General features: G+C 69.9%; 18 protein-coding genes and 1 pseudogene. 13 read left to right on the forward strand and 6 right to left on the reverse strand.

Going from position 1 to position 16,579, the window contains the following annotated elements:
* Together R6V09_RS25315 and R6V09_RS25320 are read right to left on the reverse strand one after the other, a co-directional pair.
* Positions 1-588: alcohol dehydrogenase catalytic domain-containing protein (locus R6V09_RS25315; protein ID WP_317883720.1), on the reverse strand; the 588-nt coding region annotated here is incomplete at its 3' end.
* 45 nt (positions 589-633) lie between these two features.
* Positions 634-1,611 carry an aldo/keto reductase gene (locus R6V09_RS25320; protein WP_317883721.1) on the reverse strand — a complete coding sequence of 326 codons (978 nt, stop codon included), beginning with the start codon at positions 1,609-1,611 and terminating at the stop codon, positions 634-636.
* 216 nt (positions 1,612-1,827) lie between these two features.
* Between R6V09_RS25320 and R6V09_RS25325 the strand changes: the two genes are divergently transcribed.
* From R6V09_RS25325 to R6V09_RS25345, 5 genes are all read left to right on the forward strand, one after another.
* Positions 1,828-2,706, forward strand: a complete 879-nt coding sequence (locus R6V09_RS25325; RefSeq protein WP_317883722.1) for a helix-turn-helix transcriptional regulator — start codon at positions 1,828-1,830, stop codon at positions 2,704-2,706.
* A 135-nt stretch (positions 2,707-2,841) separates the two neighbouring features.
* Positions 2,842-3,195 carry a hypothetical protein gene (locus R6V09_RS25330; RefSeq protein ID WP_317883723.1) on the forward strand — a complete coding sequence of 118 codons (354 nt, stop codon included), beginning with the start codon at positions 2,842-2,844 and terminating at the stop codon, positions 3,193-3,195.
* A gap of 99 nt (positions 3,196-3,294) precedes the next feature.
* Positions 3,295-3,492: a DUF4236 domain-containing protein gene (locus R6V09_RS25335; RefSeq protein WP_078532723.1), complete on the forward strand. Its 198-nt coding sequence runs from the start codon at positions 3,295-3,297 to the stop codon at positions 3,490-3,492.
* A 64-nt stretch (positions 3,493-3,556) separates the two neighbouring features.
* Positions 3,557-5,086 carry a helix-turn-helix domain-containing protein gene (locus R6V09_RS25340; protein ID WP_317883724.1) on the forward strand — a complete coding sequence of 510 codons (1,530 nt, stop codon included), beginning with the start codon at positions 3,557-3,559 and terminating at the stop codon, positions 5,084-5,086.
* Between the two features lie 146 nt (positions 5,087-5,232).
* Entirely contained in the window at positions 5,233-5,841 is a 609-nt protein-coding gene (locus R6V09_RS25345) for a flavin reductase family protein (RefSeq protein ID WP_317883725.1), read from the forward strand.
* 103 nt (positions 5,842-5,944) lie between these two features.
* Here R6V09_RS25345 and R6V09_RS25350 read toward each other — a convergent pair whose 3' ends face one another.
* Complete coding sequence (locus R6V09_RS25350; RefSeq protein ID WP_317883726.1) at positions 5,945-6,376, reverse strand: DUF6299 family protein; 432 nt, start codon at positions 6,374-6,376, stop codon at positions 5,945-5,947.
* Between the two features lie 316 nt (positions 6,377-6,692).
* Between R6V09_RS25350 and R6V09_RS25355 the strand changes: the two genes are divergently transcribed.
* The 6 genes from R6V09_RS25355 (at position 6,693) to R6V09_RS25380 (ending at position 11,373) form a co-directional block, all read left to right on the forward strand.
* Positions 6,693-6,887: a DUF5999 family protein gene (locus tag R6V09_RS25355; protein WP_317883727.1), complete on the forward strand. Its 195-nt coding sequence runs from the start codon at positions 6,693-6,695 to the stop codon at positions 6,885-6,887.
* A 123-nt stretch (positions 6,888-7,010) separates the two neighbouring features.
* A complete protein-coding gene (locus tag R6V09_RS25360) occupies positions 7,011-7,838 on the forward strand; it encodes a PaaX family transcriptional regulator (protein WP_317883728.1) in 828 nt (275 codons plus the stop codon).
* 154 nt (positions 7,839-7,992) lie between these two features.
* Positions 7,993-8,544 carry an adenylyl-sulfate kinase gene (gene cysC, locus R6V09_RS25365; protein ID WP_317883729.1) on the forward strand — a complete coding sequence of 184 codons (552 nt, stop codon included), beginning with the start codon at positions 7,993-7,995 and terminating at the stop codon, positions 8,542-8,544.
* Entirely contained in the window at positions 8,541-9,440 is a 900-nt protein-coding gene (cysD, locus tag R6V09_RS25370; RefSeq protein WP_317883730.1) for a sulfate adenylyltransferase subunit CysD, read from the forward strand. Before cysC ends, cysD begins: the two co-directional genes overlap by 4 nt.
* 2 nt (positions 9,441-9,442) lie before the next feature.
* The gene (locus tag R6V09_RS25375) at positions 9,443-10,654 is read left to right on the forward strand and encodes a sulfate adenylyltransferase subunit 1 (protein WP_317883731.1); all 1,212 of its coding nucleotides are present in this window, start codon (positions 9,443-9,445) and stop codon (positions 10,652-10,654) included.
* A gap of 263 nt (positions 10,655-10,917) precedes the next feature.
* On the forward strand, positions 10,918-11,373 hold the full coding sequence (locus R6V09_RS25380) for an ATP-binding protein (RefSeq protein WP_317883732.1): 456 nt from the start codon (positions 10,918-10,920) through the stop codon (positions 11,371-11,373).
* Between the two features lie 15 nt (positions 11,374-11,388).
* On the opposite strand, the gene argF is transcribed toward R6V09_RS25380, so the two are convergent.
* The gene (gene argF, locus R6V09_RS25385; protein ID WP_317883733.1) at positions 11,389-12,396 is read right to left on the reverse strand and encodes an ornithine carbamoyltransferase; all 1,008 of its coding nucleotides are present in this window, start codon (positions 12,394-12,396) and stop codon (positions 11,389-11,391) included.
* A gap of 77 nt (positions 12,397-12,473) precedes the next feature.
* A complete protein-coding gene (locus R6V09_RS25390; RefSeq protein ID WP_317883734.1) occupies positions 12,474-13,697 on the reverse strand; it encodes an arginine deiminase in 1,224 nt (407 codons plus the stop codon).
* Positions 13,698-13,857: 160 nt separating this feature from the next.
* On the opposite strand from R6V09_RS25390, the gene R6V09_RS25395 reads away from it, so the two are divergent.
* Together R6V09_RS25395 and R6V09_RS25400 are read left to right on the forward strand one after the other, a co-directional pair.
* Positions 13,858-14,931 carry an SPFH domain-containing protein gene (locus R6V09_RS25395; RefSeq protein ID WP_317883735.1) on the forward strand — a complete coding sequence of 358 codons (1,074 nt, stop codon included), beginning with the start codon at positions 13,858-13,860 and terminating at the stop codon, positions 14,929-14,931.
* Entirely contained in the window at positions 14,928-15,827 is a 900-nt protein-coding gene (locus R6V09_RS25400; protein WP_317883736.1) for a hypothetical protein, read from the forward strand. Before R6V09_RS25395 ends, R6V09_RS25400 begins: the two co-directional genes overlap by 4 nt.
* 117 nt (positions 15,828-15,944) lie before the next feature.
* Here R6V09_RS25400 and R6V09_RS25405 read toward each other — a convergent pair.
* Positions 15,945-16,579 (reverse strand): annotated as a pseudogene (locus R6V09_RS25405) (polynucleotide kinase-phosphatase); the annotation flags it as partial.

Genomic DNA, 16,579 nt, shown 5'->3' on the forward strand with positions numbered 1-16,579 from the left:
CACGATCCGCTCGGCACCCAGCCGCCTGGCGGCGATCACCGCGCACAGGCCGACCGCGCCGTCCCCGACGACCAGCACCGCGTCCCCGCGGGTGACGCCTACGGTGACAGCGCCGTGGTGGCCGGTGGTCATCACGTCGGAGAGCGCCAGCAGGGACGGCAGCAGCGCGGAGTCGGCGGCCACCGGCAGCTTGACCAGGGTGCCGGTGGCGTAGGGGACACGGACGGCCTCGCCCTGCCCGCCGTCGACGCCGTCAAAGCCGTACCGGCCGCCGTTTCGGCACGAGATGTGCAGGCCCTTGGCGCAGTAGTCGCAGGTGTTGTCGCTGTAGGTGAACGGGGCGAGGACCAGGTCACCGGTCTTCAGTCCGGTCACGTCCGTCCCGGTCTCCTCGACGACGCCGAGGAACTCGTGGCCCATGGGGCGGCCGGTGCCGGTGGCGGGCATGGACGCGTAGGGCCAGAGGTCGCTGCCGCACACGCACGCGGCCAGCGTGCGCACCACGGCGTCGGTCGGCCGGACGATCTTCGGGTCGGGCCGGTCCTCGACGCGGATGTCGCCGGCTCCGTACATCACTGCTGCAAGCATGAGGGGTGCTGCTCCAAACAGGGTCTCGCTGGGCGGTACGGGTGATCAGCGTTCGAGCAGCCGCGCCTGGGCCTCGGTGTGGGTGTCGCCGGCGGCGGGCGGCAGGCTGCTGAGCTTGTGGAGCTGCTCGGCGGTCAGGGTGACCGCGTCGGCCGCGGTGTTCTCCTCGACCCGGCTGACGCGCTTGGTGCCGGGGATCGGTGCGATGTCGTCGCCCTGGGCGAGCAGCCAGGCCAGCGCGACCTGTGCGGGCGTGACGCCGACCTCGGCGGCCAGGGCCTCGACCTCGCCGGCGAGCGCCAGGTTGCGCTGGAAGTTCTCGCCGGTGAAGCGGGGGTTGTCGCGGCGGAAATCGCCCTTGCCGAACTGGTCGACGGAGCGGACGGTGCCGGTCAGGAAGCCGCGGCCCAGCGGGGAGAACGGCACCAGCCCGATGTTCAGCTCCCGCAGGACGGGCAGGACACGCTCCTCGATGCCGCGGGTCCACAGTGAGTACTCCGACTGCACCGCGGTGACCGGCTGGACGGCGTGGGCGCGGCGGATCGTGTCAGGACCGGCCTCCGAGAGGCCGAAGGCGCGCACCTTGCCCTCGGCGATCAGCTCGCCCACGGCGCCGGCGGTCTCCTCGATCGGGATGTTCGGATCGACGCGGTGCTGGTAGTACAGGTCGATGTGGTCGGTGCCCAGCCGCTTCAGGGATCCCTCGACCGCCGTGCGGATGTTGGCCGGGCTGGAGTCCACGTTCCACGCGCCCTCGCCGGCGTGCGAGACCATGCCGAACTTGGTGGCCAGCACCACCTTGTCCCGGTGGCCCTGCAGCGCCCGCCCGAGCAGCTCCTCGTTGGTGAAGGGGCCGTAGATCTCGGCGGTGTCGATGAGTGTGACGCCCAGCTCCAGCGCCCGGTGCACGGTCCTGATCGACTCCGCGTCGTCGGTGCCGGAGCCGGTGTAGCCGTGGGACATGCCCATGGCCCCCAGCCCGATCCGGGAAACCTCCAGGTCACGCAATTTGATGTACCGCATCTCGCCTTCTCCGGTCGGTGTCGTTGCCCGTCCCCTCGCTCTCGCCCGGTCCGACTGGTCGTGCCGGTCGGAGCCTGGACGGCGGCGAGGGGCCGGCGTCTTCCTCATCAACCTTGGCCCGGAGTGCTCCGGTGTGGCAGGGCGGGCTCTTCAGGGGTAATGGCAGGGCCCCCCTCCTGTCTGCGGAGCGGGTGCCCGTCGGGTCAGACTGAAGTCATGGCATCCCAGACCGCGCACAGCGAGGGCGCCGAGCTGGGCCGCTTCCTGCGCGCCCGCCGCACCCAGACCCGCCCCGAGCACGTCGGCCTCACGGTCGGCGCCGGCATCCGCCGCACCCCCGGCCTGCGCCGCGAGGAGCTGGCCACCCTCGCCGGGATCAGCATCGACTACTACGTACGCCTGGAACGCGGCAAGGAGACCCGCCCCAGCCCCGCAGTCCTCGACTCCCTCGCCCGCGCCCTGCACATGGACGACCAGGAACACCAGCACCTGCGCGAGCTCGCCGCCCGCGCCGCCCGCTACGTCTCCGAACCCCCGCCCGCGCCCGGCCGCACCGTGCGCCCCCACCTCAAGCTGCTCCTGGAATCACTGCGGCCGAACCCGGCCTACGTCATCAGCCGCAGCATGGACGTGCTCGCCTGGAACCCCGGCGGCCTCGCCCTGTACGCGGGCCTGGACGACTGGCCGGTCAACCAGCGCAACCTCGCCCGCTACCTCTTCCTGCACCCCGCGGCCCGCGACCTCTTCCCCGACTGGGACCGGCAGATCACCGCATGCGTCGCCCGCCTGCGCGCCATCGCCGGCACCGCTCCCGACGCCCCCGACCTCACCAACCTCGTCGGCGAACTCCTCCTCAAGAGCCCCGACTTCGCGGGCCTGTGGGAGCGCTACGAAGTGACCGGACGCAAGCCCGCCCACAAGACCTTCCAGCACCCGCAGGTCGGCACGGTCACCCTCACCTCGCAATCGCTGCACATCGAAGGCACCCCCGGCCGACGCATCGGCGTCTACACCGCCGAACCCGGCAGCCCCGACCACGACGCCCTGCTCCTGCTCGACATGACGGCACCCCGACTCGCTTCCTCGGGCGGCTGACTTCACTGTCGAAGAACTCCGCCCTCACCCCCTCACAACCGGACGATCCCGTTCGCCTCCCCACGTTGATCGAACACGCATACGATTAAGCGGGGCCTCGGGAGATACCCGTGCGGCTCCGAACGAGGGGGTACTTTGTCCAGGATTTCGAGACGGTCTCTGCTCGAATACTCCGGAACGACCGCCGTCGGCGCGATGGTCGGCGCCGCGGCGGCAGCGCAGCCGGCCCAGGCCGCCGAGGCCGCGACGGACACCACACCGGCCGACTTCCCCGCGGGAACGCTCTTCACGGGGACGGCCTCCCTGATCAACAGCGACGAGAGTCCGCAGCTCACGATCAAGTTCAGCGTCGCCGCGAGCGAGACGCCGCCGACACCCAACGGCATCACTGCCACGGACATCGCCGACCTGCTCAACGACTTCGCCGCCTCCCGGGGCTGGCCGTCGATCACCTTCTACGGCACCCCGGCGCCCGCTCCGCTGAACTGACGGACCCGGCCGGGTACCCCGCATCCGCCGAGGGCGGTCAAGTCACCGCCATACTCGCGGACCTTCGGGGTACCCGGTGCGGGACGAAAGGGGGCGGGTATGCCGCTCACGTTCCGCAAGAGTTTCCGGATCCTTCCCTGGCTTCGGCTGAACATCAACAAGGGGTCCATGTCGTTCACCACAGGTGGCAAGCGCGGCCCGCGCTATACGCGCAGCACATCAGGACGTCGTACGACATCGATGGATTTGCCCGGGCCTTTCGGCTGGCGCAAGACTCGTACCAAGAAGGACGACTGACCGGCCGTCACCCGAACAGCCCCCTCAAGAGGCGCCATCTCATATGTGAGATAACCTCGGCCTCATGGCAGACGACTACCTCGTACGTATCGGCAAGCTCATCCGTGACGCCCGCCAGCACCGGGGCTGGACACAGACGCAGCTTGCCGAGGCACTCGGCACCAGTCAGAGCGCCGTCAACCGCATCGAGCGCGGCAACCAAAACATCAGCCTTGAGATGATCGCTCGAATCGGTGAAGCGCTGGACAGCGAAATCGTCTCACTGGGCTATGCCGGCCCGATGCATCTGCGGGTCGTCGGCGGTCGTCGGCTCTCCGGTGCCATCGACGTGAAGACCAGCAAGAACGCGTGCGTGGCCCTGCTGTGCGCCTCGCTCCTCAACAAGGGGCGCACAGTGCTGCGCCGGGTCGCGCGGATCGAGGAGGTGTACCGCCTTCTGGAGGTACTCGGCTCGATCGGCGTCCGCACCCGCTGGATCAACGACGGCGTCGACCTGGAGATCGTGCCGCCGGCCGAGCTGGAGATGGCGTCGATCGACGCGGAGGCGGCCCGCCGTACCCGCTCGATCATCATGTTCCTCGGCCCGCTGCTGCACCGCATGGACAGCTTCAAGCTGCCGTACGCGGGCGGTTGCGACCTCGGCACGCGCACGATCGAGCCGCACATGATCGCACTGCGGCGGTTCGGCCTCGACATCGCCGCCACCGAAGGGCTGTACCACGCGCAGGTCGACCGGGCCGTCTCCCCCGACCGGCCGATCGTGCTGACCGAGCGCGGCGACACCGTCACCGAGAACGCGCTGCTCGCCGCCGCCCGCCACGACGGCGCCACGGTCATCCGCAACGCGTCCTCCAACTACATGGTCCAGGACCTCTGTTTCTTCCTGGAGGCGCTCGGCGTACGGGTCGAGGGCATCGGCACCACCACGCTCACCGTGCACGGCGTGCCGACCATCGACGTCGACGTCGACTACTCCCCCTCCGAGGACCCGGTCGAGGCGATGAGCCTGCTGGCCGCCGCCGTCGTCACCGAGTCGGAGCTGACGGTCCGCCGGGTACCCATCGAGTTCCTGGAGATCGAGCTCGCGGTCCTGGAGGAGATGGGCCTCGACCACGACCGCACCCCCGAGTACTGCGCGGACAACGGCCGTACGCGCCTGGTGGACCTGACGGTCCGGCCCTCCAAACTGGAGGCGCCGATCGACAAGATCCACCCCATGCCGTTCCCCGGCCTGAACATCGACAACGTCCCGTTCTTCGCGGCGATCGCGGCGGTCGCGCAGGGCCAGACCCTCATCCACGACTGGGTCTACGACAACCGCGCGATCTACCTCACCGACCTCAACCGGCTCGGCGGACGCCTCCAACTCCTCGACCCGCACCGGGTGTTGGTCGAGGGCCCGACCCGCTGGCGGGCCGCCGAGATGATGTGCCCGCCGGCGCTGCGGCCCGCCGTGGTCGTCCTGCTGGCGATGATGGCGGCGGAGGGCACGTCCGTGCTGCGGAACGTGTATGTCATCAACCGCGGTTACGAGGACCTGGCGGAGCGGCTCAACTCCATCGGGGCGCAGATCGAGATCTTCCGCGACATCTGACAGGACAGTCGGCGGTCGGGTGCCGTCGCGCTCTGTCCGGCCCGTGGGAACACGGGTTCGGGACGGGTGCGGCGGCGGCCCTCCGATACGCCCGTCAATGCGCCTGCCGATGCGCCCGCTGCTACGCCGTCTGATATATCGGCGGCATGCGTACTGAATACAGCACGGCCGCGCTTGAGCCGATGGCGGTGTACCGCCTGCTCACGGCGACCGTCGTACCGCGCCCCATCGCCTGGGTCTCGACCGTCTCCGCCGACGGCGTCGACAATCTCGCTCCGCACTCCTTCTTCACGGTGTCGTCGGTCAGGCCGCCCATCGTGCAGTTCACCTCGGTCGGCCGTAAGGATTCCCTGCGCAACGTCGAGGCCACCGGGCAGTTCGTGGTCAACCTCGCCCCGGAATCGCTGATCGACGAGGTCAACAAGACCGCCACTGAATTCCCGCACGGCGTCAGCGAGTTCGACGCCGTCGGAGTGGCGCGCGAGGCCGGTGCACGGGTGAAGGCGTCGCGGGTGGCGCTCTCCCCCGTGGCGCTGGAGTGCGAGCTTCACAGCACTCTGCGGCTGGGGGACTCCACCGTGGTCTTCGGACGGGTGATTCACATCGCGGTCGACGACAGCGTCCTGGACGACGGCCATCCGGAGGTCACCCGGCTGCGTCCGCTGGCACGTCTGGGCAAGGACGAGTGGGGCACCCTCGGCGAGGTGCACGACCTGCGCCGTATTCGCTACGCCGACTGGCCCGCGTCGAGTTGAGGGACGGCGTACCTCCCGCACGAACCCACCGTGCCGTGCCGTTCGGCTCGGGTGACAGCGGGATCGTACGGGAGGTCCGGGGCGTCGGGCGGAACGCGAACCCTCAGCTCTGGGTCAGGGTGATCGCCTGCTGCTGTGCCGCGTGGAAGCGGGGCAGGGGCAGGCCGCCCTGGGGGGCCAGTTCCATCACCGTGGCCTCGACCTGGGCCGGGCCGGGGGTGAGCGGGTCGGACGAGGGCTTGCCCGAGTTCTCCCAGCTGTGCTCCATGCCGTCGCAGACCGCCCGGGTGCCGCCGATGCCGTGCCGGACCGAGGAGTCGCCCTGGGAGACGGAGGAACTGACGAAGGCCGGGCCCGAGTTGCCGAGGCAGCGGTAGGTACCGGAGAGGGTGACGGTGCCGTCCGGGGCGAGGCTGCCCGTGGGGTCGACCGTCACCGTCTCGTAGGAGTCGGCGGACGCGGTCGCGGCGGGGGCGGCGGCGACCAGCAGCAGCGCGGCACCGGCCGCCGAACCGAGGGCGGAACGCAGGGACATGGGGATACCTCCTGAAGTACCTGAAGCAGAGGTCTCCACTGGTACCGGTCGCGCGCCCCAACTCCCGTGATCCTCACTCCTTCGGTGGCGAGTCCGCACCGGGCGAGCGCTCCTCACTCCTTCGATACTCCTTCGATACTCCCTTGGTGGCGAGTCCGCACCGAGCGTCGTGGAACCGTCCGAGTGTTGTCCGCGTGTTGTCACGCTTCACAGCAGCCTGTTCCGATGAGTTCGCGGCGGGAGGATGGTCTGTATATGCGATGCGGGGCGGCGAAGGAGCCACCGGAACGGATCGCATCCGACGTGGAGGTACGCCATGTGTTCCCACCAGTCCTCGTGCCCCGTGACCGAGTCCGACACCGTGCACGTCGTCTCCGCCCACCCCGAGCAGGGCTGGACGCTGCTGTGCGACGGCGCGATCGTCTTCGACGACAGCGGCCTGCTGCTGCCCGACGGCCGGATCGTCGCCCCGCACCGGGTACCGGCCGGCCAACTCGCCATCGCCGCCTGACCCTTCCCACCTGACCTTTCCCGCGTGATCGTCTTCCCGGACGCGCTGCCCACGGTGATCTTCGAACCGTGCAGGTTCAGCTTGCGTACCCGAGGTGACCAGCAGTGATGCTGACGACCTAAGATGATCAACGTGTCCGACCAGCATGCTCCACGGTCTCTCATCGTCACGCTCTACGGCGCGTACGGCCGCTTCGTGCCCGGCCCGGTTCCGGTCGCGGAACTGATCCGGCTGCTGGCCGCCGCCGGCGTCGACGCGCCTTCGGTGCGCTCGTCGGTGTCCCGGCTCAAACGGCGCGGGCTGCTGCTGCCCGCCCGTACCGCCCAGGGCGCCGCCGGCTACGAACTGTCGCCCGAGGCAAGGCAGTTGCTCGACGACGGCGACCGGCGCATCTACGCGGCCAGCCCCTCGGACGACGAGGGCTGGGTGCTCGCGGTGTTCTCCGTCCCCGAGTCCGAACGGCAGAAGCGGCACGTCCTGCGCTCCCGGCTGTCCGGTCTCGGTTTCGGCACCGCCGCCCCGGGCGTGTGGATCGCGCCCGCCCGCCTGTACGAGGAGGCCCGGCACATCCTCGGGCGACTGCGGCTCGACCCGTACGTGGACTTCTTCCGCGGCGAGCACCTCGGCTTCGCGGCGACCGCCGACGCCGTGGCCCGCTGGTGGGACCTGACCGCGATCGCCAAGGAGCACGAGGCGTTCCTCGACCGCCACGCTCAGGTACTGCGCGACTGGGAGCGGCGCGCGGACACCCCGCCCGAGGAGGCCTACCGCGACTACCTCCTCGCCCTGGACTCCTGGCGCCACCTCCCCTACGTCGACCCCGGACTCCCCGCCGGCCTGCTCCCCCGGGACTGGCCGGGCGCCCGCTCGGCCGAGGTGTTCCGGGCGCTGCACGCACGGCTGCGGGACGCGGGGGCGGTCTTCGCGGGCGTGCGACCGCAGGTGCCGTAGCGGCGGATTATGAACAGTTCATGGCGAAGCGCTGTGGCCTCTTGCGCACCACCAGTCACTCAGCTAAACCTCAGCTTCTTTAGCAGGTCCTCTCAGAGTTCTTACCTAGCCTTCGACGACGTCGCTCGTCGGGTAAGAAAGAGGACTGTTGCGCATGACCACCACGGCAAGGGCTCAGGGAGCCACCGTCTGGCTCACCGGACTGCCGAGTGCGGGTAAGACGACGATCGCCCGATGTCTGAGCGATCGGCTGAAGGCCGAGGGGCATCGCGTGGAGGTCCTCGACGGCGACGAAGTACGCCGCTTCCTCTCGGCCGGCCTCGGCTTCTCCCGCGAGGACCGCAACACCAATGTGCAGCGCATCGGCCTCGTCTCCGAGGTGCTCGCCCGCAACGGCGTGCTCTCCGTCGTCCCGGTCATCGCGCCGTACGCCGACAGCCGCGAGGCCGTCCGCAAGCGGCACGAGGCGAGCGGGACGCCGTACATCGAGGTGCATGTCGCGACCCCCGTGGAGGTGTGCAGCGAGCGGGACGTCAAGGGGCTCTACGCCCGGCAGGCCGCGGGGCAGCTGTCCGGTCTGACCGGCGTCGACGACCCGTACGAGCCGCCCACGGACCCGGCGCTCACACTGCCGACGCAGACGCAGAGCCCGCAGGAGTCGGCGGACGCGGTGTACGCGGTGCTGGCCGAGCGGGGGCTGCTGTGACCTTCTCGCTCTCGCACCTGGACGCTCTTGAGTCCGAGGCGGTGCACATCTTCCGTGAGGTGGCGGGTGAGTTCGAGCGGCCGGTGATCCTGTTCTCCGGCGGCAAGGACTCCATCGTCATGCTGCACCTGGCACTGAAGGCGTTCGCGCCCGCGCCGGTGCCCTTCTCGCTGCTGCATGTGGACACCGGACACAACTTCCCCGAAGTCCTTGAGTACCGGGACCGTGTGGTGGCCGCACATGGGCTGCGCCTCCATGTGGCCTCCGTACAGGACTACATCGATCGTGGTGTGCTGCGCGAACGGCCTGACGGGACCCGCAATCCGCTCCAGACGCTTCCGTTGACGGAGAGGATCCAGAGCGAGCGCTTCGACGCCGTGTTCGGTGGTGGGCGTCGGGACGAGGAGAAGGCCCGCGCGAAGGAGCGGGTGTTCTCGCTTCGCGACGAGTTCTCGCAGTGGGATCCGCGCCGGCAGCGGCCCGAGCTGTGGAACCTCTACAACGGGCGGCACGCGCCCGGCGAGCACGTCCGTGTCTTCCCGCTGTCCAACTGGACCGAGCTGGACGTCTGGCAGTACATCGCCCGCGAGGGCATCGAACTGCCCGACATCTACTTCGCGCACTACCGCGAGGTCTTCAACCGTGGCGGCATGTGGCTGACCCCGGGTGAGTGGGGCGGGCCGAAGGCGGACGAGACCGTCGAGAAGCGTCAGGTCCGGTACCGGACCGTCGGTGACATGTCCTGCACCGGCGCCGTCGACTCCGACGCGGCCACGCTGGACGACGTGATCGTCGAGATCGCGGCCTCCCGGCTGACCGAGCGGGGCGCGACGCGTGCCGACGACAAGCTGTCCGAGGCCGCGATGGAAGACCGCAAGCGCGAGGGGTACTTCTAACCATGAGCACCATCACCATCGACACGCTGCGGTTCGCGACGGCCGGTTCGGTCGACGACGGCAAGTCCACGCTCGTAGGACGGCTGTTGCACGATTCGAAGTCGGTCCTCACCGACCAACTCGAAGCCGTACAGCGGGTGTCGGCCGATCGCGGTCAGGACGCGCCCGACCTCGCGCTGCTCACCGACGGCCTGCGTGCCGAGCGGGAGCAGGGCATCACGATCGACGTGGCGTACCGCTACTTCGCCACCCCCCGCAGGCGGTTCATCCTCGCCGACACCCCGGGGCATGTGCAGTACACCCGCAACATGGTCACCGGTGCCTCCACCGCCGAGCTGGCGATCGTCCTGATCGACGCGCGCAACGGTGTCGTGGAGCAGACCGTGCGGCATGCCGCCGTGGCCGCGCTGTTGCGGGTGCCCCATGTGGTGCTGGCCGTGAACAAGATGGACCTGGTCGGGTACGAGCAGCGGGTGTTCGAGCGGATCGTGGAGGAATTCGCGGGCCACGCGGCCGAGTTGGGGCTGCCGTCCTTCGCGCCGATCCCGGTCTCGGCGTTGGTCGGCGACAACGTGGTGGACCGTTCGGCGCACATGGACTGGTACGAGGGGCCGGCCCTGCTGGAGTTCCTGGAGAACGTCCCGGTCGGCGCCGACCCGTCCGACGCCCCGGCCCGTTTCCCCGTGCAGTACGTGATCCGTGACGGTGAAGTCCGTTGGTACGCGGGGCAGTTGGTGTCCGGTTCGCTGCGGGTCGGTGACCGGGTGACGGTGCATCCCTCCGGTGAGGCCTCCGAGATCACCGGGATCTCCGTGCTCGGTACCGAGGCGGACGCGGCGTACGCGCCCCAGTCGGTGAGCCTGCGTCTCGCCGACCAACGGGACGTGTCGCGCGGCGACATGATCACCACCGGGGCCGACGGGCCCGTGCTCACCCAGGACGTCCGGGCCGCCGTATGCCATCTGGCCGACCGGCCGCTGCGGGTCGGCGACCGGGTACTGCTGCGGCACACGACCCGGACGGTCAAGGCGATCGTCAAGGACCTTGGCGGCGCCACCGCGCTGCTCGCGAACGACCTGGGCCGGATCACCCTGCGCACCGCCGAGCCGCTCGCCCTCGACGACTACTCGGTCTCCCGTCGCACGGGAGCGTTCCTCGTGATCGACCCGGCGGACGGTGCCACGCTCACGGCGGGCATGGCCGACCTGACCTGATCCCCGCCCCGCCACGCCCTCGGGCCCCCGTTCGAAACGGGGGCCCGAGGGCGTTGTTGTGCCATGCCGAAATGACCTGTCGCCGTCGCATCCGTCACGAGACGTCAATAGCGCGGTAACAACGGGAGCTGTCGTGCGAGGGAAGCCGTTGAACCGGGTATGCCGCTCGGTACCGGGACGAAGGTCCCGTACGGCGCCCGCCGAGAGACCCTGACAAAGGGCGCCGTACCATTCATATAGTTGAAAGCAGGACAGCCTGCTCCATGAACGGACCCGCCTTGCAAGAACGCCCCTCTGCCTCCGCCTCCTGGCGCATCGCACTGCCGCACACCGCCGCGGCCGTGCCGGTGGCCCGCGCACTGGTCCGTACGGCTCTGTCCGAGGTGAAGCACACGGCCGACAGTGACACCGCGGAGCTGCTGACGGCGGAGCTGGTCGCGAACGCGGTGGAGCACACCGCCGGTGACGCCCCCATAGAGCTCGTGGTCGAGCTGCTGCCCTCCGGCTGCCGGGTCGAGGTGCACGACCCCGACCCGGAGCCGCCCACCAGCCTCACCAAGCCCGCCGAGGAAGAGCCCGACCCCTGGCAGGAGCACGGGCGCGGCCTGCTGCTGATCCGCGCGCTCAGCTCGTCGTGCGGCCACCGCCCCACCGAGTCGGGCAAGGCGGTGTGGTTCCGGCTGCCCGTGGTGCCCCCGCAGTGGCGTCCGGCGGGATAGCCGCACCGGTCCCGGTCAGGCCAGTGTCGCCACGAGAATGGCCTTGATCGTGTGCAGTCGGTTCTCCGCCTGGTCGAAGACGACCGAGTGGGCCGACTCGAAGACCTCGTCGGTGACCTCCAGGGAGTCGAGGCCATGGGTCTCGTATATCTCGCGGCCGACCTTGGTGCCGAGGTCGTGGAAGGCCGGCAGACAGTGCAGGAACTTGACGTCCGGGTTGCCGGTGGCCCGTAGGACGTCCATGGTCACGGCGTACGGCGCGAGGGCCGTGATCCGCTCGTCCCAGACCTGTTTGGGCTCGCCCATGGAGACCCACACGTCGGTGACGACGAAATCGGCGCCCGCCACCCCCTCCTCGATCCCCTCGGTGAGCGTGATGCGCGCACCGCTCCGCTCGGCGAGCGCGCGGGCGGCGGTGACGATCTCCTCGGCGGGCCAGTACGACTTCGGAGCGACGATCCGTACGTCCATGCCGAGCAGCGCACCGGTGACCAGGTAGGAGTTGCCCATGTTGAAGCGGGCGTCGCCGAGGTAGGCGAAGGCGATCTCCTTGAGCGGCTTGGCGCTGTGCTCGGTCATGGTGAGCACGTCGGCGAGCATCTGGGTGGGGTGCCAGTCGTCGGTGAGACCGTTGTATACGGGCACGCCTGCGTACGCACCCAGTTCTTCCACGGCGGCCTGGCTGTCCCCCCGGTACTCGATGGCGTCGAACATACGGCCGAGCACGCGCGCGGTGTCCTTCACGGACTCCTTGTGCCCGATCTGCGAGCCGGACGGGTCCAGGTAGGTCGTGGAGGCGCCCTGGTCGGCCGCGGCGACCTCGAACGCGCAGCGGGTGCGCGTCGAGGTCTTCTCGAAGATCAGCGCGACGTTCTTCCCCGACAGGTACCGCGTCTCGCCCCCGGCCTTCTTGGTGGCCTTCAGCTCGGCGGCCAGCTCGATCAGGCCGCGGAACTCCTCCTCGGAGAAGTCCAGCTCCTTGAGGAAGTGGCGGCCGGCGAGGGCGGTCGGGACTGTCGCCATGGGGGCGCTCCATCGGTGCGGGTACAGAGGTACGGAAGAACAGGGGCGATTGGAATTCTATACGATACCTCGAATTTCTATACGGCATCCCGTTCGACGGGGCAGCTCATGCAGCGCGGTCCGCCCCGACCACGGCCCAGTTCGCTGCCCGGGATCTCGATCACTTCGATGCCCTGCTTGCGCAGGAACGTGTTGGTGGTGGCGTTGCGCTCGTAGGCGACGACGACGCCCGGCTCGACGGCGAGGACGTTGCAGCCGTCGTCCCACTGCTCGCGCGCGGCGGCGTGCACGTCCTGGGTGGCGGTCAGGACGCGGATCCCGTCAAGACCGAGGGCGGCGGCGATCGCGTGGTGCATGTGCTCCGGCGGATGGTCGGTGACCTTCAACTCCTTGTCGCCGACGCCCGGTTCGATGGTGTATGACCGCAGCATGCCGAGCCCCGCGTACTGGGTGAAGGTGTCGCCGTCGACCATCGTCATCACCGTGTCGAGGTGCATGAAGGCGCGCTGCTTGGGGATGTCGAGCGCCACGATCGTCCGCGCGGAGCCCTCGGCGAACAGCTTGTGCGCGAGCATCTCGACGGCCTGCGGGGTGGTCCGCTCGCTCATACCGATGAGCACCGCGCCGTTGCCGATGACGAGTACGTCCCCGCCCTCGATGGTGGACGGGTAGTCGGCCTGCCCCTCGGACCAGACGTGGAACTTCTCGGTGCGGAAGAGCGGATGGTGCCGGTAGATCGCCTCGAAGTGGACGGTCTCGCGCTGCCGGGCCGGCCAGCGCATGGCGTTGACGGAGACGCCGTCGTAGATCCAGGCGGACGTGTCGCGGGTGAAGAGGTGGTTGGGGAGGGGGGCGAGGAGGAAGTCGTCGAGTTCCATGACGTGGAAGCGGACGGAGGTGGGCTCCGCGTGGGCGTCGAGGAACTCCCGCTTGGTCATGCCGCCGACCAGCGCCTCGGCCAGTTCGGGCGCGGGCAGCGCCTCGAAGGCGGCGCGGAGGTGGTCGGTGGCGAGGGGGCCGTACTCCTTCTCGTCGAAGACGCGGTCCAGGACGAGCGATCGGGCCGCCGGGATCGTCAGGGTCTCGGCGAGCAGGTCGCCGAACAGGTGGACCGCGACGCCGCGGTCGCGCAGCACGTCCGCGAAGCCGTCGTGCTCGGCGCGCGCCCGGCGCACCCAGAGCACGTCGTCGAAGAGGAGGGCGTCCTTGTTGCTGGGGGTGAGCCTTTTGAGCTCCAGATCCGGCCGGTGCAGGATGACGCGGCGGAGCCGCCCGGTCTCGGAGCCGACATGGAGTGCCATGTCTCCATCCTGACCATCTCGGACCGAGTTCACCCCCTACTTGTCATACCGCCACTTGTTTTCGTCCCCTTGACGACAAGTGCGCCGGGCGATTATCGTCTTACTGACGAGATCGATGCGGGATCTCACGGGATCTTCTGACCGGATCTGAGGGACTCTGATGGCCGACATCACCCGGCGCCTGGGCTGGCGCCACCTTCGCGGGGCTCCGACGGCGCACATCCGCCACCACCGCTCGGGCAAGTTGCTGCACGACGGGCCCGGACTCAGCTTCTGGTTCCGCTCGTTGACCGCCGCGCTCTCCGAAGTGCCGGTCGACGACCGGGAGTTGGCCATGACCTTCCATGCCCGTACATCCGACTTCCAGGACGTGGCGGTCCAGGCGACCGTCACCTACCGGATCGACGACCCGGCCCTCGCCTCCGCACGGCTCGACTTCTCCGTCGACCCGGACACGGGCGTGTGGCGAGGCGCGCCCCTTGAGCAGTTGGGCACCCTGCTGACCGAGACGGCCCAGCAGCACGCGCTGGCCGTGCTGGCTCGTACGCCGTTGGCGTCCGCGCTGGTCGACGGGGTGACGGCGGTACGGGAGCGGATCGCGGCGGGGCTCGGCGCCGAACCCCGCCTGCCGGCCACCGGCATCGAGGTGGTCGCCGTCCGCGTGATGGCGATCCGCCCCGAGCCCGAGGTGGAGCGGGCGCTGCGCACCCCGGCCCGCGAGCAGATCCAGCAGGAGGCGGACCGGGCCACCTACGAGCGGCGGGCGGTGGCCGTCGAACGTGAACGGGCGATCGCCGAGAACGAGCTCGACAGCCAGATCGAACTCGCCCGCCGCGAGGAGCAGTTGGTCGACCAGCGCGGCACGAACGCCCGCCGCGAGGCCGAGGAGCACGCGGCGGCCGACGGGGTACGCGCGGAGGCGGAGGCGACACGTACGGTACGACTCTCGGAGGCCGAGGCCACCCGGACGGTACGGCTCGCCGACGCCGAGGCGGCGCGTTCCGTACGGCTCGCCCGTGCCGAGGCCGAAGGCTCGCGCGAGGTGGGCGACGCTCGGGCGTATGCCCAGGCGGCCTGGCTGCGGGTGCACTCCGATGTCGACGTCGCCACGCTGAACGCGCTCACCGGGACGCGGCTCGCGGAGAACCTGCCGAACATCGACAGCGTGACGATCTCGCCGGATGTGCTGACGGGGCTGCTCGCCAGGCTCGGCGGCGGCGGGGCCGGCGCGTGAGTCTCGCCCCGCGGGTCGTCCTCGTCCATCGGACCACGGAGTACGAGGAGTTGGTGGCCCGGCACGGGACGCACGGCCAGGCCGCGTACTTCCTGAAGTCGCGCGGCCGGGACATCGAGGAGGTGGCCGAACGGCACCGCCGGACCAGGCGGGCGCTGGCCGAGGTCTCCTCGGCGGTACCGCTGACCTGGCGTCAAACCCAGGTCGAGCGGGCCGACTTGGACCGGTTCCTGTTCGCGCCGGAGGACGTGGTGGTCGTGGTCGGGCAGGACGGGCTGGTCGCGAACGTCGCCAAGTACCTCACCGGGCAGCCGGTGTTGGGCTTCGACACGGACCCCGGGCGCAACCCGGGCGTCCTGGTACGGCACCGTCCGGCGGACGCCGGCGTCCTGCTGCCCGCCGCCCGCGCGGCCGGTACGGGTGTGGACGAACTCACCATGGTCGAGGCCGTCGCCGACGACACGCAGCGGCTGGTCGCGCTCAACGAGATCTATCTGGGAGCCGTTGGTCATCAGACGGCCAGATACCGCCTGGGTCTGGAGGGCGACGGGGGTGTCGTCGAGGCCCAGGCTTCTTCCGGGGTGCTCGTGGGAACGGGCACCGGAGCCTCCGGCTGGCTCCGGTCGGTGTGGCAGGAGCGGGGCAGTGCCCTCGCCCTGCCACACCCCTCGGAGGACAGGCTGGTGTGGTTCGTACGGGAGGCGTGGCCGTCGCCGGTCACGGGGACGTCGTTGGTGGCGGGTGAGCTGGGGGGTTCCGCGGGGCTTCGACTCACCGTGGAGTCCGAGCGGTTGATCGTGTTCGGGGATGGGATGGAGGGGGATGCGGTGGAGTTGACTTGGGGGCAGGGGGTGCGGGTGGGGGTTTGCGGGGAGAGGTTGCGGTTGGTCGGGTGAACTGCCTTTCCCACCCACCCGCCCGTTTGCTGTCGGTTTAAAGGTGAACCTCTGAAGCGCCCGAGACGGGTGGGTGGGTGGGAAACGGGGGTCTGGGGGCGGAGCCCCCAGTGGCCCTCACAACCGCGGGTCCACCGGCTCCGACTCCAACGCCAGCACCCCGAACACCGCCTCGTGCACACGCCACAGCGGCTCCCCCTCCGCCAGCCGGTCGAGGGCCTCCAGACCCAGCGCGTACTCCCGGATCGCCAGCGACCGCTTGTGGTTCAGGAAACGGCCGCGCAGGCGCGCGAGGTTGTCGGGCCGCGTGTACTCCGGGCCGTAGATGATCCGCAGGTACTCACGCCCACGGCACTTGATGCCCGGCTGGACCAGTCGGCCCGTCTCGCCGCGCACCACCGCCCCGACCGGCTTGACGACCATGCCCTCGCCGCCCCGGCCCGTCATCTCCAGCCACCAGTCGACGCCGGCCTGTACCGACTCGGGATCGCCGGTGTCGACGTACAGGCGGCGGGTGGTCTGCAGCAGGCCGGTGCTGTCGTGCTCCACCAGCCGGTCCAGCAGGGCGAGTTGCTCGTCGTGCGGGAGTCCGGCCAGGCTGCGGCCCTGGACCGCGAGGAGCTGGAACGGGGCCAGGCGGACGCCGTCGAGGCCGTCCGTGGTCCAGCAGTAGCGCCGGTACGCGTCGGTGAACGCCGAGGCGTCGGCGGCCCGTTCGCGCTGCCGGGACAGCAGGTCGGCCACGTCGACGC

Source organism: Streptomyces sp. W16 (assembly GCF_033194735.1).
GTDB lineage: Bacteria > Actinomycetota > Actinomycetes > Streptomycetales > Streptomycetaceae > Streptomyces.

Coding starts and splice junctions, on each gene's coding strand:
- R6V09_RS25320 (WP_317883721.1), bottom strand. CDS start 1,611: ATGCGGTACATCAAATTGCGTGACCTGGAGGTTTCCCGGATCGGGCTG.
- R6V09_RS25325 (WP_317883722.1), top strand. CDS start 1,828: ATGGCATCCCAGACCGCGCACAGCGAGGGCGCCGAGCTGGGCCGCTTC.
- R6V09_RS25335 (WP_078532723.1), top strand. CDS start 3,295: ATGCCGCTCACGTTCCGCAAGAGTTTCCGGATCCTTCCCTGGCTTCGG.
- R6V09_RS25340 (WP_317883724.1), top strand. CDS start 3,557: ATGGCAGACGACTACCTCGTACGTATCGGCAAGCTCATCCGTGACGCC.
- R6V09_RS25345 (WP_317883725.1), top strand. CDS start 5,233: ATGCGTACTGAATACAGCACGGCCGCGCTTGAGCCGATGGCGGTGTAC.
- R6V09_RS25350 (WP_317883726.1), bottom strand. CDS start 6,376: ATGTCCCTGCGTTCCGCCCTCGGTTCGGCGGCCGGTGCCGCGCTGCTG.
- R6V09_RS25355 (WP_317883727.1), top strand. CDS start 6,693: ATGTGTTCCCACCAGTCCTCGTGCCCCGTGACCGAGTCCGACACCGTG.
- R6V09_RS25360 (WP_317883728.1), top strand. CDS start 7,011: ATGATCAACGTGTCCGACCAGCATGCTCCACGGTCTCTCATCGTCACG.
- cysC (WP_317883729.1), top strand. CDS start 7,993: ATGACCACCACGGCAAGGGCTCAGGGAGCCACCGTCTGGCTCACCGGA.
- R6V09_RS25375 (WP_317883731.1), top strand. CDS start 9,443: ATGAGCACCATCACCATCGACACGCTGCGGTTCGCGACGGCCGGTTCG.
- R6V09_RS25380 (WP_317883732.1), top strand. CDS start 10,918: ATGAACGGACCCGCCTTGCAAGAACGCCCCTCTGCCTCCGCCTCCTGG.
- argF (WP_317883733.1), bottom strand. CDS start 12,396: ATGGCGACAGTCCCGACCGCCCTCGCCGGCCGCCACTTCCTCAAGGAG.
- R6V09_RS25390 (WP_317883734.1), bottom strand. CDS start 13,697: ATGGCACTCCATGTCGGCTCCGAGACCGGGCGGCTCCGCCGCGTCATC.
- R6V09_RS25395 (WP_317883735.1), top strand. CDS start 13,858: ATGGCCGACATCACCCGGCGCCTGGGCTGGCGCCACCTTCGCGGGGCT.